At 32.5% G+C, this 15,225-nt stretch carries 17 protein-coding genes; 6 read left to right on the top strand and 11 right to left on the bottom strand.

The annotated features are described in order from the left end of the window. Positions 1-17 precede the first annotated feature (17 nt). The 4 genes from H6X70_RS04640 to H6X70_RS04625 all read right to left on the bottom strand — a co-directional run bounded on the left by H6X70_RS04640 (position 18) and on the right by H6X70_RS04625 (position 6,556). Positions 18-1,418 carry a RagB/SusD family nutrient uptake outer membrane protein gene (locus H6X70_RS04640; RefSeq protein ID WP_228530258.1) on the bottom strand — a complete coding sequence of 467 codons (1,401 nt, stop codon included), beginning with the start codon at positions 1,416-1,418 and terminating at the stop codon, positions 18-20. Between the two features lie 11 nt (positions 1,419-1,429). After that, on the bottom strand, positions 1,430-4,714 hold the full coding sequence (locus H6X70_RS04635) for a SusC/RagA family TonB-linked outer membrane protein (protein ID WP_228530257.1): 3,285 nt from the start codon (positions 4,712-4,714) through the stop codon (positions 1,430-1,432). An 89-nt stretch (positions 4,715-4,803) separates the two neighbouring features. Next, entirely contained in the window at positions 4,804-5,955 is a 1,152-nt protein-coding gene (locus H6X70_RS04630; protein ID WP_194766503.1) for a FecR family protein, read from the bottom strand. A gap of 58 nt (positions 5,956-6,013) precedes the next feature. Next, positions 6,014-6,556 (bottom strand): RNA polymerase sigma-70 factor, encoded by a 543-nt coding sequence (locus tag H6X70_RS04625; RefSeq protein ID WP_194766502.1) that lies wholly within the window; start codon positions 6,554-6,556, stop codon positions 6,014-6,016. 348 nt (positions 6,557-6,904) lie between these two features. Between H6X70_RS04625 and H6X70_RS04620 the strand changes: the two genes are divergently transcribed. Next, entirely contained in the window at positions 6,905-7,159 is a 255-nt protein-coding gene (locus H6X70_RS04620) for a helix-turn-helix domain-containing protein (RefSeq protein ID WP_194766501.1), read from the top strand. Between the two features lie 274 nt (positions 7,160-7,433). Here the strand turns inward: H6X70_RS04620 and H6X70_RS04615 are convergent, their stop codons facing one another. The 3 genes from H6X70_RS04615 to H6X70_RS04605 are packed head-to-tail and all read right to left on the bottom strand — an operon-like array spanning position 7,434 to position 9,184. Then, complete coding sequence (locus tag H6X70_RS04615) at positions 7,434-8,243, bottom strand: ImmA/IrrE family metallo-endopeptidase (protein WP_194766500.1); 810 nt, start codon at positions 8,241-8,243, stop codon at positions 7,434-7,436. Further along, on the bottom strand, positions 8,230-8,538 hold the full coding sequence (locus tag H6X70_RS04610) for a hypothetical protein (protein WP_194766499.1): 309 nt from the start codon (positions 8,536-8,538) through the stop codon (positions 8,230-8,232). The genes H6X70_RS04615 and H6X70_RS04610 overlap by 14 nt, the downstream gene beginning before the upstream one ends. Positions 8,539-8,542: 4 nt before the next feature. Continuing rightward, complete coding sequence (locus H6X70_RS04605) at positions 8,543-9,184, bottom strand: RNA polymerase sigma factor (RefSeq protein WP_194766498.1); 642 nt, start codon at positions 9,182-9,184, stop codon at positions 8,543-8,545. 125 nt (positions 9,185-9,309) lie between these two features. On the opposite strand from H6X70_RS04605, the gene H6X70_RS04600 reads away from it, so the two are divergent. From H6X70_RS04600 to H6X70_RS04580, 5 genes are read left to right on the top strand one after another with little or no spacing between them, the layout of a single operon-like run. Beyond that, entirely contained in the window at positions 9,310-9,486 is a 177-nt protein-coding gene (locus tag H6X70_RS04600) for a hypothetical protein (protein WP_194766497.1), read from the top strand. Further along, positions 9,434-9,922: a lecithin retinol acyltransferase family protein gene (locus H6X70_RS04595; protein WP_194766496.1), complete on the top strand. Its 489-nt coding sequence runs from the start codon at positions 9,434-9,436 to the stop codon at positions 9,920-9,922. The genes H6X70_RS04600 and H6X70_RS04595 overlap by 53 nt, the downstream gene beginning before the upstream one ends. Next, positions 9,909-10,394, top strand: coding sequence for a Pycsar system effector family protein (locus tag H6X70_RS04590; protein ID WP_194766495.1), 486 nt, complete (start codon positions 9,909-9,911; stop codon positions 10,392-10,394). Before H6X70_RS04595 ends, H6X70_RS04590 begins: the two co-directional genes overlap by 14 nt. 13 nt (positions 10,395-10,407) lie before the next feature. After that, the gene (locus H6X70_RS04585; RefSeq protein WP_194766494.1) at positions 10,408-11,391 is read left to right on the top strand and encodes an adenylate/guanylate cyclase domain-containing protein; all 984 of its coding nucleotides are present in this window, start codon (positions 10,408-10,410) and stop codon (positions 11,389-11,391) included. Continuing rightward, positions 11,388-12,050: a hypothetical protein gene (locus H6X70_RS04580; protein WP_194766493.1), complete on the top strand. Its 663-nt coding sequence runs from the start codon at positions 11,388-11,390 to the stop codon at positions 12,048-12,050. Before H6X70_RS04585 ends, H6X70_RS04580 begins: the two co-directional genes overlap by 4 nt. A gap of 77 nt (positions 12,051-12,127) precedes the next feature. Here H6X70_RS04580 and H6X70_RS04575 read toward each other — a convergent pair whose 3' ends face one another. From H6X70_RS04575 to H6X70_RS04560, 4 genes are all read right to left on the bottom strand, one after another. Then, positions 12,128-12,964, bottom strand: coding sequence for a nucleotidyl transferase AbiEii/AbiGii toxin family protein (locus H6X70_RS04575; protein WP_194766492.1), 837 nt, complete (start codon positions 12,962-12,964; stop codon positions 12,128-12,130). Then, positions 12,939-13,946, bottom strand: coding sequence for a type IV toxin-antitoxin system AbiEi family antitoxin (locus H6X70_RS04570; RefSeq protein ID WP_194766491.1), 1,008 nt, complete (start codon positions 13,944-13,946; stop codon positions 12,939-12,941). The genes H6X70_RS04575 and H6X70_RS04570 overlap by 26 nt, the downstream gene beginning before the upstream one ends. A 341-nt stretch (positions 13,947-14,287) precedes the next feature. Then, positions 14,288-14,866: a YdeI/OmpD-associated family protein gene (locus H6X70_RS04565; RefSeq protein ID WP_194766490.1), complete on the bottom strand. Its 579-nt coding sequence runs from the start codon at positions 14,864-14,866 to the stop codon at positions 14,288-14,290. After that, positions 14,867-15,223: an iron chaperone gene (locus H6X70_RS04560; RefSeq protein WP_194766489.1), complete on the bottom strand. Its 357-nt coding sequence runs from the start codon at positions 15,221-15,223 to the stop codon at positions 14,867-14,869. Positions 15,224-15,225 lie beyond the last annotated feature (2 nt).

The following is a 15,225-nucleotide window of genomic DNA, read 5'->3' as shown; positions in this document are numbered from 1 at the left end:
TTCATAAAATTATGAGTCTAATATTCTGAATTTTGAGATAGGTTTGGATTTTTCGCTAATTCACTTTCAGGAATGGGATAACGTAACTCTGCTGTGCTATTCCAATTGGGTTTCAAAGCAGAAAGCACTGTATTAGCTTGGCCTGTCCGTTTTAAATCAAACCACCGATGTCCCCTCTCTGAAAACAATTCAATTCGGCGTTCCTTTAAAATAATATCTAGTAAATCTGCGGTAAGGCTAGTGTTCACATTTGATAAGCCTGCCCTATTCCTTATGGCATTAATATCTTGTTGAGCTTCGATTATCAGTCCTTGATTTGTTCGCGCTTCTGCTCGAATAAGATATTGTTCTGCTAACCTTAGTACGGTGCTGTATTCTGAAGGCGGATCAATGGTCGATTTTATCTTGTACTTAAATGGAAAATAATCAATTTCAACACCACTTCCTAAAGATGAAACCCATTGATTTAGTCTATCATCACCATTTTCAAAAGCATTTAACAAATCCTCACTTAGTGCTACTGGACTTAAAAAATAGTTCGGTGTGGTAATTATAAATATATTGCCTTCCCTCGTTTCTCCTGTAGTACCCACAGGGGAAATTTGCCAGATCGCTTCTTCACTGTTCGCTAAAAACACCTTATTTAAATCGTCTGAAAGCTTAAATAGTTGACTAGCATTTATAATTTCTGACGCCATTTTTTCAGCATTTAGCCAGTCTTCTTGGTATAGATATACACGTGACAACAGAGCTGTTGCACAATAGCTATTTACATGTGTTCGCTGATTATCTCTATAGGATACGGATAACATGGATTTGGATTTGTTTAAATCCTCAATAATGAATTGATAGGTGTTTTCCTTTGATGCTCTTGGTTCCAATGCATTTTTACTGTAGTCCGTAGTATTAATTAAAGGAACTCCGCCATACAAATTTGCTAAATTGAAATAAGCAAAGGCTCTTATAAAATGAACTTCTCCTACTAACTGTTGCTTAGTTGCTTCAGTAATCTTATTGGATCGATTCAACCCTTCTAGCGCTGCGTTGCACATGTAAATAATGTTATAGGCCGTTGACCAAAACTTTAAACTTGTAGAACTATCTGGGTTAATGTTATGCTCGTAATATTCTTCGAACTCCGGGTACGCAATGGGATTGTATAAATCCAATTCATCTGCTGAAACCCCTGTTACTACCGTAATAGAGTTTACACTTCCACTAGCAAAACCATTGAAGTTAAAGAGCTCATGATAAATGCCATTAACGGCTGCAGTAGCTAATTCATCACTCTCAAAAACTACTTGACTTACTACCTTTGAGTTTGGAGGAGCAATGGTTACATAATCTTCGCAAGCTACAAAGACTATACTAAGTAAAAAGGCAATTAGGTATATTTTATATTGTATTTGTGTTTTCATTGTTCTAAGGGTTAAAAAGTTAATTGCACTCCAAAAGTGAACATTCGTAAAGGCGGTAAGTTTGAAATACTACCATATAGAGCTGACTCTGGATCTAAACCTTCATAATCTGTAAGTGTAAATAGGTTTTGACCATGTAAAAAGATCCTACCCGATTGCAAGGCTACTTTTTCCATTAGATCTGGAGGAAAACTATATGAAAGAGACAATGTTTTTAACCGTATAAATGACGCATCAGTGATTACTAAATCACTAGTTCTTGCTCTAGTGTAAGTTCTATATGCTGTTGAACTTGTTGAGAACTGCTGTGTTGTTGCTACATCCCCTGGCATTTGCCAACGATTAAGAACGGCAGTCTGTTGATTTCCTAAAGAACGCCCTGGGGCTTCGAACATAGCCAAATGGTTTCGTCCTTTTTGATTTACAAATTGAAAAAAGAAGTCTAATGAAATATTTTTGTAACTAAGCCTATTCGTTAATCCTCCGTAGTATTTTCGTCCCATGTCCTGGATTATTAAGCGGTCATTAAAATCAAAACGTCCATCGCCATCCATGTCTTCCATCTCGTAGAGACCCGTTGTTGAATCTACACCTAAGGAACGGTATAAAAGTGCACTGTTTAAAGATGATCCAACCTTATATTTGTTATTATATGCTGTATTCTCAATATCAGGAAACTCTATAAGCTCGTTCTTAGGAATCGTAATATTAAAAGAGGTTTCCCAATTAAATGTGTCGGATTGAATATTTTGAGTGGTAAGCTGTAACTCCCAACCACGGTTTTCTACCGTAGCTGGTAAATTTGCTTGAATGGATGTAAAACCTGTAAGCGCAGGAAGTGTATAACCCACCAGTTGGTTGGACGACCTATTTCTATACCAGTTTGCTGATATCATGATACGGTCGCCTACAAACCCTAATTCGGTAGATAATTCCATTTTTTTATTAACCTCCCATGAATAGTTTGGATTTGCTAACTGTGTAGGGTATAAACCACCTACTCCGTTGGTGGGTTGATACGTATCATAATAACCGTAATCTGCAATTTGATCACTACCAGTTGTACCGTAGCTGCCTCTAAACTTCCCAAAACTTAAAAAAGGTAATGCACTTTTTACAAAGTCTTCCTGTGTAAAAATCCATGCGGCTCCTACAGCTCCAAAGTTGGCAAATTTATTATTCGGACCAAATCGAGATGAACCATCTCTACGCCCTGTTAGGTTTATAAAATATTTGGATTCCCATTGGTAACCAACCCTACCAAACACAGCATTATAAGCATACTCTCTATCGTCCTGAGTCAGAACACTTACACTATTGGCTGCTGCAAAATTATCTAGTAAACTTTCATCAGTATACCCCTTCCCTACTAATAGAGAGGACTCATTTTTACTATTTTGAAACGTCGCTCCAAATAAAATATCCAATTCACCTTGACCTAAGCTTTTATTATAAACCAATTGGGGTTCTACGATATAGGAGTCCCTAGAGGTTGTACGTTGACTCGCAGTATTTTCAGAAATTACAGCTGGATCATTACTGCTTATTGGATTTTTATCTAAAGCTATACTCAGTAAATTAGTGTAACCCACACTTACTTTGGCTTGCAGACTGGGCATAATCTGGTAGCTCACCATCATACTACTTAATAAAGTATTTGTGTTTATATCCTGTGTTTTTCTTAGGTAACTTAATGGATTCACCCATGTGGAGTTTTCCCAATTTAAATCACCTTGATTATTATACAGTTCTGGCGCATTGGGGGCTAACGTTATAGCTTCATTTATAAAACTGGAGGCTTCAAAACTATTATGTTTGTCCACGCCATAGTTTACAGATAAGGTAAAATTTAGTTTATTATCTACAGAATGGTGATTTAAATTCAAGTTTCCTGTCAGCTTTTTATAACCAAAATCTCCAGGAAAAACTAAATCTTCATTGTGATACCCCATTCCAAATAAAAATGATGTTTGAGGTGTTCCACTCGATATAGATGCCTGAACATCCGAAATAAATGCGCTATTACTTAATAATAAATCCTGCCAATCGGTATAGCTATTTTGATTCCAAACTAATAAATCTGGGGCATTACTCAATGTTGGTATTTTATTATCATTGGTAAAGGCTTCATTACGCATTTCCAAATATTCAGAAGTATTTAAAACATTCATTTTCTGAGATATTTCACCAACACCTGTATAAGCACTAAAATGAACTCTGGATTTCCCAGAGGAAGCCTTTTTAGTGGTAATTAAAACCACCCCATTTGCCCCTCTTGAACCATAAATTGATGTGGCATCAGCATCTTTGAGAATCTCAATACTTTCTATATTTGAAACATTTAAGGTACTCAAAGGGTCGAGTCCAGATATCGCATATAACCCAGAAGCATCGATCTCCTCCGAACTTATTGGAATTCCATCTATAACATAAAGTGGTGAATTACCATCATCTCTAAGACTATTTCGCCCTCGTATTTGAATGGTTGTAGCAGCACCTGGCAAATTGTTAGTTTGATTTATCTCTACACCTGGCATTCTACCTTGTAATGCTTGTAAAGGGCTTACCACAGGTTGTAAAGCTATATCCTTTGAACCAACACGACTTATACTTCCTGTGCGTTCTCTTTCCTTAACACTATAATAGCCTGTATTAATCATCACTTTACCCAATTCGGTAATGTCTTCCTTAAGTTTCACATTAATTTGACTTTGATTATTTACAGGTATCGCTTGTTGTTCAAAACCTAAAGCCGAAAAGAGCAATACTCCTCTACTGCTTACTTCAATACTGTATGAACCATCAAAGTTTGATATGGTGCCTTTCGGAGTCCCCTCTACTTTTACATGAACTCCTACTAAAGGCATATCATTCAAGTCAGTAATGATGCCTTTAACCCTTATTATACCTTGTTTGATGGGCTTGGGAATTATACGAGTAATGGTATAATAATTCCCATTTGTTACTGTTATTTTAAAATTTGCTGGAGGAAGGCATTGTTCTAATAACCTATTAACTTTTACAACGCCTTTTTTGATTGCTATTTCGGGGACGTCTTTAAAAATATCCGATTGGTAAATGAAGGTACATTCTGTTTGCTCTCCTATAATTTCTAAAACCTCGTAAATAGTCATGGTTTTGTCTGCTTTTATAGAAACTTTTTCATTTTGTGAAAAAAGAATTTCTGATGAAAAGCCGAAAACAGTTGTACAACATAATAAGATTAGTGTTTTCACAATAAGCTTTGGAAGCACTTTCCTTTTAAAGAAAATGCCGTTGGTTAATTTTATTTGCATAAATTTGTGTATTAGTTGGTTAAAAAACCGATTAGTGTATAGGGAATTTAGCTTTGTACTGTCCAGGTAGCAGCTTTATTCCCTTTCTTTTACTTAATTGTTATCATCTTGTTTTTTATCTCATAGGCATTAATAATGTTTGTGTTTTGTATTCCGTTTAAAATATCTTCTATATGCTGATTTCTATTTAGTAACCCACTAAATTTGACTTGCTCTAAATCATTTGATTCAAAATAAATTTCAACATCATACCATCTTGAGAGCACTTTCATAATCTCTTTTAGTGGTTTATCTTTAAAATTAAAATATCCTTTTACCCAGGCTATATCGTATTTTATATCTACTGTTTTTTTAATGACCTCTCTAGACAAAACATGCATGACAGTTTGTTCTCCTGGGCTTAATGATTCTGAATGTTCATTGACCTTGACATCAACCTTACCTTCAACTAAGGTTGTGAAGACTTGATTTTCACCTTCATAAGCTTTAATATTAAATTCCGTTCCAAGCACGACTACTTCCTGACCTTTGGTAGCCACCTTAAACCTGCTTCCTTGATGCTTTGTACTTGGCGACACATCAAAATAAGCTTCACCATATAAAAGTTCAACCACGCGAGTCTCTCCCGGCTTAAACGCTACAGGGTATTTAAGTTTTGTGGCTGCATTTAACCACACCTCGGTACCATCTGATAAGGCTATTTGATACTTACCGCCTCTTGGCACAGTCAAATAATTAAATGCTGTGTTAAATTTGGTTTGTCCTCTTTCATAATCTAAACGCTCTCCGTTGCTGGTGACTAACTCATTTTGGAAAGGAATTCCTTTTTGAAGTGCAACTTGAGAACCATCCTCAAGAGTCAATATAGCCTTATCGGTACCTGCAATAATTTGGGGACTTTCTAACTCCGTGTGTTCTTTTTTATTTAAAATAATATGTGCTACAAACCCAACAGAAATTAAAACAAAAACAATAGCAGCTACCTTGTAAAAAGGTGCTAATAGTGGTTTTCTTTTATGTTTAAGCCTTAATGCAACTTTTTCCCAGTCCTTTTGAGTATCTATGGATTGAAGTTGCTTTACGTTATATTCAACTGCTTCCTCTCTTAAAGCTTCGAGCAAATGTTCTTTATTTTCTTCATCAAATACATTAGAAGCGTGAAGATCGACTGGTTCTTCTCCTTTTGATAAAGCTTTTGCTGTTTTCTTAGCTAATGAAAATATGTGATCGTAAATCGTCATAGAAATTATACTTATACCTCTATGACAATCAACATGTGTGAAGCGTCTACAAAACGGATTAAAAAATTAAGAAAATTTGATTTAAGTGACTCAATATGCCTTTTAACTTTATATAGGCTCTATTCTTTTGAGTGCGCACTGTACTTTGAGTTATAGACAACTCTTCGGCTATTTCTTTGGTGGTGTAGTCCTTCAAGGTTAATTGAATAACCTTGGCTGTTTTTTTAGGTAAGCATTCGATGGCTCTGTATAATTCAGAATAGATTTCTACAGTGGTTATTTCAGCTAGTACATTGGCCTCGGTTTTCAAACTGAACTCTGTTATTGGACTGGATTTATTTATCTGTTTAACATGGTTACTTTTCAAATAGTTTAAACAGTGATTTTTCACCATGGTATACAAATAAGCCTTTATGGCATTTTGATTTTTAAGTTGCGGTGGCTTTTCCCAAACTTTCACAAACACCTCTTGTACAATATCTTTAGATGCATCCATATCCTGAAGGTACTTACTAGCAAATAAACACAAGGATGGGTAAAGAGTTTCAAAAAGTGATTTGAACCCTGTCAAACTGTTGGGATATGCTTTGCAGTTGAACATGCTCCGTTGGATTTTAAAAGGAAATAAGGATTCCTTGTAAATATGATGAGCACCGATCCTAATTCAAAATATATACAAAAAAATAGGCGTGGAACTCAACTTACCAACCTGAGGCACTGGTATACCCTGCAACGATAAGAGAGCCCACGCCCTAAGACGTGAGCCATTCTACTTATCATCTCGTTGCAAAAATTACCAGTTTTCAAGTTGAGACTCAAAGCGAAAGCTTCAAATATTTTCTATTAAGAAGAATCGCAAATATATGTATTCAATTACAAATATAAAGAAATAATATTTTGTCAGCCAAATGGATTACATGATTTATTCAAAGAATATCAAAATTGCAATATGGCTAAATTACGACCAGAAGAAATTGCATTTAATGATAAAGTAGCCCAAAGAATTAAGGATCTTAGGGTAAAAGTCAACCCTAATCAAAAAAAATTTTCAGAAAGCCATGATATCGATAGACAAATAGTTAGTCGATGGGAAAGTACTACTGACGAAAGAGGAGTCTCGATTCATACAATAAATCGTTTCTGTAAAATGATAAATATTACCTTAAAAGAGTTTTTTGACTCCGAACACTTCACTAAGGAATAATTTCCTTTGTCTTATGCCTAAAGATGAAATATGTCAAAAAATATACTACACTAATAAGTACCCGTTATGTAATTTAGCTTTGGGATAGCGTTTAATTTATTAGCTTTTTGCATGGGGCAGCTCTTTAAAGTTGTGCAATGAGGCACTAATGAAACAAGCTGTAATGTGCTACAGTATGGCAATTTAAACGCTATAGACGTGTGGCACGGGCAACAAACCAAAATACAGAGGATTTTGAGGAACGAGAAAACTGGGTTTTGGTCTTTGTGGGGAATTAATCTTCCCAAATTATACTTAAAGTATGTTTACCATTCATTAGACAATGTTCATAAAAAGGCTTTTCTACTTGACTATCTTTCCAGATGTTAAACCAATCCATTGCGAAAACTTGTTGTGTGGTATTAAATTTTTTACCCACGCTAAAATATTCTCCTGCGACCGTGTCTTCTGGTAATTTGTCTTTTCCATACTTTAAATATTTAAAAGGAAAATCATTTGAAGACCAATACCATTTTATTATGTTATCGTGAGCATAAACTACCATTATTGGATGCGAGCCAATAGAACAAAATCTTAATGATGCAGCAGAAATACTTGTTCCAAATTTTTTAGCTAATTCTTGAATTATTCTAAATTCAAACTTCTTCTTATAGCAATATTTGCGAAACCTAGATTCTGGCATTAATAAACATGAGGAAAAAAAATCCGCTTGCCTTTCTGCTCTATTTCTACTTTGAAAACCAGTAAAGGAACAATGACTAGGAGACAAACCTTTAGCTAAAGAATTTCTATGGTCATCAATGAAATAATGACCTAATTCATGACCAAAAGTAAAACGAGCCCTTTCAGAATAGGCATGCTCTAAACGGTCAATATTAATATAAATGTGAAACTTTTTATTTTCACATTCTAATAATCCATCAAAAGCATCGGAATAATTTCCAAAACTATATGTAATAGATTTTTTTTGGGCAATTAGGATTGGGTCTATTTGGCTATTTGGAAAGTAAAAATCGGAAATATCACTTGCCAACTCATTAAGTGCAACAGTGTCATAATCCGATAGAAAATCAATTTTGTGCATCCCTTTTATCCTTGTTCATTTTTTTTCTTATTTCCTCAGTTATTTTTTTTCCTTCTCTTGCTGCCATAGAGAGTGGATATATAGAATTATTCTCTTTATCATCATTGAAATTCACTAATTCTGTATCAGAAGCCTTATTGGTTATTATTTTATCAATAGAGCTCCAATTATGAGGCAATTCGTAATCGTTTTTAAATTTTTCTTCAAAAGACAAAACTTCTTCTTCTGACATAGGAATTGAATAGCCATATTTACTCAATAATTTACCAATATCTTTTTTATCGTTAATTGCCATTTTTTTAAATTTTAACTTCCTTATCTATTAACGTCTTAATCTCTTTTTTAACTCTTGAAATTATTTGACGGATATTATCCCAAGTAGTGTCAAACATTTGTGTCATATACAATATGTTTTCTGGACGCATCTTTTTGCCTTCTATATACTGTTGAAAGTACACACGTACTATGTCTCTTTTCTTTTCATCTAGGGTAAGTAGTACTTTTTCTATTATATTATTTCTGTTGGATAAGTCATTATCCAAAACTTCATATTCTTCATTTGTTAAATCAAAAAGCCAATCATTATTTTCATCATCTATTATATTAGTTTCATTATGTAGATATAGTTTATTCTTTCTTAAAAATTCTAGCTTCTTGTAATATGCTATAGTGCTTATATAGGCCTTAAAAGCAGAATCCATCGATTTATGCTTTTTGGGGTCAAATGTCCAATCCAATGAATTAATCCATATATGTTGAAACACTTCATTAAGAATAGTTTTTGAAAATTCTACTTTATGAGATTTATATTCAACAGTTTTGATTATAACATTATAAAGAAATACCCTATAGGTATTATAAATTTTCTCAAAAGAGACTTTGGCTTCATTAGGATGCGCTTCTTTTTCTGATATTGTTAGTAAATGAAATTCGATATCCATATAGTATGTTATTATATGTATTATTAGTGACAAAATATTCTTTGTCACACTTAACTCATATAGTTGTAGTATGCAAAAATGTATACTATTAAAAGAAGTTAAATTAAATAAAAAATTATTAAAAAATGGCAACAAATGGAAAAAGCGGAGATAACCGCAGACACGGAGCAGTTAAGGGACGCTCACAAGTAAGAAACCCTAAAACAGATATTTGGGTAAAACGTGATACTGAAACAGGACAATTTATGGATGGCAAAACCTCTAGCAAAACACCGTTTAAAGGTGTTAGAAAAGAGAAATAAATATTTAAGTATGACAAATTATTTAATGCTTATTAATGACTTACATCCAGTAGATGTAATCGTAGCCAAAATGAGAAGTGGATTAGAACGCTTTTTAATCCATTACATTGTTTATTTAGGCAGTGGTGTTTTTATTGGAAATATGAAAGGATGTGTAAAACAAGTGTCTAATTTTGAATTGATGGAGCTACTCAAAAAATATAAACCAATCAATATAAGAAGATTTACTGGTAGTCATTTTGAAATACAGAAGGCAATTATAAGAGCAAAGCAAAAACTTGGGTATAAATACAGTTTTCTTGGATTTAATTGTGAACATTTTGCTAATTGGGTTCAATTTGGAAAAGAATCTAGTAATCAAGTTACAAATGGTTTTTTGATAGCTTCTGGTCTAGTGAGATTAAAACTAATTTCAAGTAACAATGGAAAAAGATAGACTAAAATATACCATAGATAGATTTGACCATTATTTTGATAGCGTTAATAATAAATCTGCTGTTTATATTGCTATAAACACTTTTATAACTGGAGGTATTATTGTTTTATTAACTCAAACAGATATTGTTTGTGAAATGTCAAGACTTGGAAAATTTAGTATTGCACTTTTATTATTTATTGGAATTTCTAGTTTGATTCTATTGTCTATAGCCAGTATTCCTCTTTTTTCAAAAAAGCCAGATTCACTCTATTATTTTGGAGCAATTTCAAGGATGAAACAATCTGAATTCAACAAAACATCAAAAAATTATACAGATAAAGATGAATTACAAGACTTAAGGTCTCAAACTTATATTCTTGCAGATGGATTAACCAAGAAATTTACATGGCTAAAGTTAACAGGAATATTTCTTGTAGCTCAATTTCTTTTATTATTTATAATACTAATAATCATATTAATTAATTTATAACTCCCTCATTATCATGAATATTTTCAACCCTTATTTAGAAGTCATAAAAAAAGCGGTCGATAGAGACCCAAAGTATACTAATAGATTTTTTAGCAATATGCCAGATGAAGACTACGACCTAAGTTACATTCAAAAACTCAGAAGTGAGCTTCCTAATCTAGAAAAACTAAATGAATCAGTCCAATTAGCCAAAGGGCTTGGAACACCTTCAATTACTAGTCTTCCCAGACTTGGAAACCATCCAGATTTTGCACATTTAAAAAGCTCTAGAAATACAGAAAAGCATTGGATTATTTCGGCTTTTGTAGATGTACAAAAAAGTACACAACTACATAATCGATTTACATTAGCAACAGTTGCCTTAATTACTGAAGGCATAGTTAAAGCATCCATATTTGCCGTCAATTTGTGCGGGGGTTATGTTCACAGAATACAAGGCGATGGTTTAATGGTTTATTTTGGTGGAAAAAATATTGAAAAAGGCCAAGCCACTAAAGATGCATTAAAAGCCTTTTCAATGATTTCTTATTTTGTTAAAAATGACCTTAAGGAATACTTTGAATTAAACAGCATCAGAGATATTTATACTAGAACCGGTATAGATTTAGGACATAATAACCAAGTGTTATGGATGTATTCTGGGTTAGGAGATTCAGGAGAAGTTACTACTTGTAGTTTGCATACTAGTCTTGCTCCCAAAATGCAAGCTACAGCTACTAGTAATGGTATTGTTGTAGGACAGCACATTTTAAATCAACTATCATCTTCCGATAAGTATTTTAATCAAAAATCTAAACCAATATGGGATTATGAGGATGGTAGATTTTATAATCATTATGATTTTAATTGGGAAAGATATCTTGTTGATAATGATTTTGCTGCACAAAATTTAAATGGAGATATTTTATTAAACATTGGAGATTATTCTATATCTAATGACCCAATTAACCTAGTGCCAATTGCAAAAATTAACAAGCCTTATCTTAATTTTAGATGAATTCGATATTAAAAAAAGATGTTAATGAATTTATTAATAGATATTATAAGTTTAGGGTTATCGACTATAATAGAAATGGATGTGTTCTTATAGAAGGATATATCAGCATAGTCGATGTTAATGGAGACATTTGGAGCGCTAACTATAAAGTTCAAATTGCAATTCCTGTTAGTAATTACCCTAACGTTACTCCTGCAGTTAAAGAAATTAGCACAAAAATTGAACGTAATTGGGATTATCACATTTCTGAAGAAGGGATTTGTTGTTTGGCAATTCCACATAAATTACTAGTGGCAGAACGAAGAGGTATTAATTTTACCCAATTTTATCAAGAATTCATTTATCCCTTTTTCACAAATCATCAGCATAAATTAAGAACTGGTAAATACGCAAATGGCGAATTTGAGCATCACGAAAAAGGAATATTACAATTCTATTCAGAGGAACTAAAAACAAAAGATTTAACATTCACTCAAAAAATAATTCAAGCAGCAATTGGTAAGCTTAAAATAGGGAATAATGATAAATGTCCTATTTGTAACGCTAATAAATTTAAAAAATGTTGCAAACCAAAAGCTAATAAAATATTAAGATATGGATTAAAACGCTTAAGAGATGATTTAGAAATAGTGAATATTGAATTAACAAAAGAATCATAATTGCCCAGAAACAGCCATCTAATTAAATCAATGTTTTTAGAAAATATCTACACAAAAGGCATCGATATTATCTTTATTTATTCCAACAACCCTTTTTTTAACTCTTCCAAAATCTCAACAGCATATTCTAAATCCCAATCTTTATTTCGAATCCATTGTTTAGCTATTGCTGAATTTTCAACATTAGCAACATTGGCATTTATCGTTGTTAGAATTCTTTCATTGATTGCTTCAGAAACATTTAAAAACGTACTTGCGTTTCTACCTAATACCCTTGCTGCAATTTTGAGTTGGTCTAAATCTCCTTCTTCTGGAAAAGTATCGTTATGATGCTCTACTATTTCATTAAAATTCAAATTGAAATAGTGTTCTATAATTCTTAAAATATCATACAAATTACTATCACGTTCTTCAGGCCTATCGCTCCAAGCGATTAGCTTTAAAATGACCATTCCTGGTAAGGAAGGAATTTGTATTGATTTTTCTTCTATTTGAACAGTTTCCGGAAGTTGTAATACTTCGCTAAAACCTAAAACATGCAAATCGGTATAGCGCTCATTGAAGTTTACTGTGAATTTTTCTTCAATTTCTCCAAATGGTAATAGATCTATAACAATATTAAATTTATCGTGATACATTGTCCATGGAGCCTCTACTTTATTAAATCCGTAATTGCTAAGCTCTTCAACTATGGTTTCAAATTCTTGAATAGAAGAAATCATAATTGCAAAGTCAATATCTTTTGTACCTCTGCTAGGTTTAATTCCGTCTTTTAATAATTCTAAGGCTATGGCACTTGCTCCAATGAGATAATAAGGCACTTTTAGTTTTATCATGACCTCATCAATACAATCAAAAACTTCTTTGAAGTAAGGGATAGCGAGTTCTTTATATGTTTGGTTGGATGTGTTCATCAAAAATTAGTTTTGCAGTTTCTTTACACCTTTTATCATCAGTATTCATTAAATCTATATAAACCAATTGTTTTGGTGCTGTGTTGTTATTATTTTTATTAAAATTTGCAGCCCAAAACATATCATAGGCCCAGATATCTCCATTATCGTCAGGTAATAATTTGTATTGCAACATCAAATCTTTTGTAGTTTCTTTTGTGTAAATGGTGAATTTTTCTGGTCTTAGATGATCAGTTATGATATCTCCAGCTGGTTCGCCACCCCAAACTGTTTTATCGGTTTTGAATTGTAACGTTCTCCAATCTTGGTTCTTGTTTTGAAATCTAAAGCGTTGTTTAAAAAGCGTAGGTTTTAACGTTTGCTCAAAATCTGTCATCCACTTATGCATCAGCTCTTCATTATCATTTATTATATATTCTTTTTTGTTTAATTTTAAGATGAGGTTGGTTTCCAATAACCCATTTATGATTAAAGGAATATTACCTAATGCTACCTTGGTTATTTCTACTATCTCTCGTTGTGTTTGGTTGATTAATTGAGGATCTAATATGAAATGAAATATTACTTTTAGCCCTGTTTTGGTAAATGCTCTATTTCCTTTTTCTTTTTGAGTTTTTGTTGTTTTATGAGTATCTATAAAAATAAAAAAACCGTCTTTATTGATGTACACATTTCCATTTTCTTCTAAATAATTTACTTGATTTTCTCGAAGTTCTTTCTTTACTTTCGGATATAGTTTTTCTGCTACTAATAAGAAGTTTTTGAATCTATTATTATAATCTATGATATTAAACAATTGATGGTTTTTAACATCTTTTTTAACTTCAACCAGCATTGTGATTTTTTGATTGTTAATTGTGAGGTTTAATTTTCCATCAACGCCTATGTCTTTATTATCATTCACAGGCTCCCAATTCCATGTTATTGGAATATCCTTTTCTAAATTATGAATTGCTTTATTTAGTATCTCTATTTCTTTCATTGTATTTCCTTTCTATGTTCATTATTTAAAAATGTTCATTATTCGTGAACACTTATTTAACATGAACAAATATATGTTAATTATTTAAATAAAGTCCTAACACCTAAAAGTTATGATGGTTAAAATAAGGTGATGTGTACTTATTGATAGAAAAAATACATTAATTTATAGGATTAAATTACCTGCGTTTGTCTTTTGAAGTATTGTTATAAAGGGATTAAATTAAATAGTTTTCGCATTCTACTTCTTATACGGTTTCCATAGTATTGTTAAATTTCCGAAGCAGATAGTGGCTGTTTTTTTTCTAACAACCAATGTGCATGTGCATGAGAATTAGCATTTTATATTTCGTTATGTCCTTTTCCCTCAAAAATTTTCGGTTTTGCTTTATCAATTCTTAATATTCGTGTTTTAGATTGCTTGGCTTGTGAGAAATAGAGTAAATACCCTTTTTGTCTCCCTGCGGTTAAGTTAAAAAATGCTATCTCTAATTCGGGATTGTTTTTAAATGTTTCTTCAAGTTCATGAGGAATTTCATACTCAGAAGTCTTTTTCATTTTTACTTCCAATCCTGCCTTTTCGACCTCTATGGCTTCAAAAACATAAGCTTTGATAACTGCTTTTAAGTCAATAATCTCCTGTTCGTTTATGAATCGAATTTGACGTGCTGACTGGACGTTTTCGGTTTGTTGAATTAAAAGGTTGTTAGTATCGTTCAGTAATGCTCCTTTATGAAATAACAAGGCACAATACTCTTTAAATCCGTGAATAAGTACAATGTTTTTACCTTGAAATGTATAGCATGGATGCATCCATTTAAAATCTTCTTCGAGGCCACATTCTAAACAGATTTCTCTCAGGAGAATGGTTTCTTCTTTCCAATTTTTTATCTTTTCGATATATTGGTCAACTTTTTCCATTTAAATTTCGTTTAATTTAGCTTGCTCTTTTACCAAGCTTATCAGTTCTTCTGAAGGAATAATTTGGTCAAACTTTATTTGAATGGTTTTCTTTCCTGTTTTATATCCCTTTTCTTCCAATATTTTACGCATCTCTTCGGTTAATGAATCTATGCCAAAACTGACGTGTTTTTTAGCCAAGGAAAATCCAGCAAGAATTCCGTTGTATTTATAGATGGGCACATTCCAACTAATACCACTTTCTGCATTTGGTTCAGTAGCTTCAATTAGCTTTTTCAGCTTAATCATTACTTCTTGAGATTCTTGTGGTGAAATATCAATAAACTCATCAACTGTTTTAGGTTTTAAATCTGCCATAT

Source organism: Tamlana sp. I1, from assembly GCF_015355625.1.
GTDB lineage: Bacteria > Bacteroidota > Bacteroidia > Flavobacteriales > Flavobacteriaceae > Pseudotamlana.
This window is presented reverse-complemented; position numbering and strand designations above follow the sequence as displayed.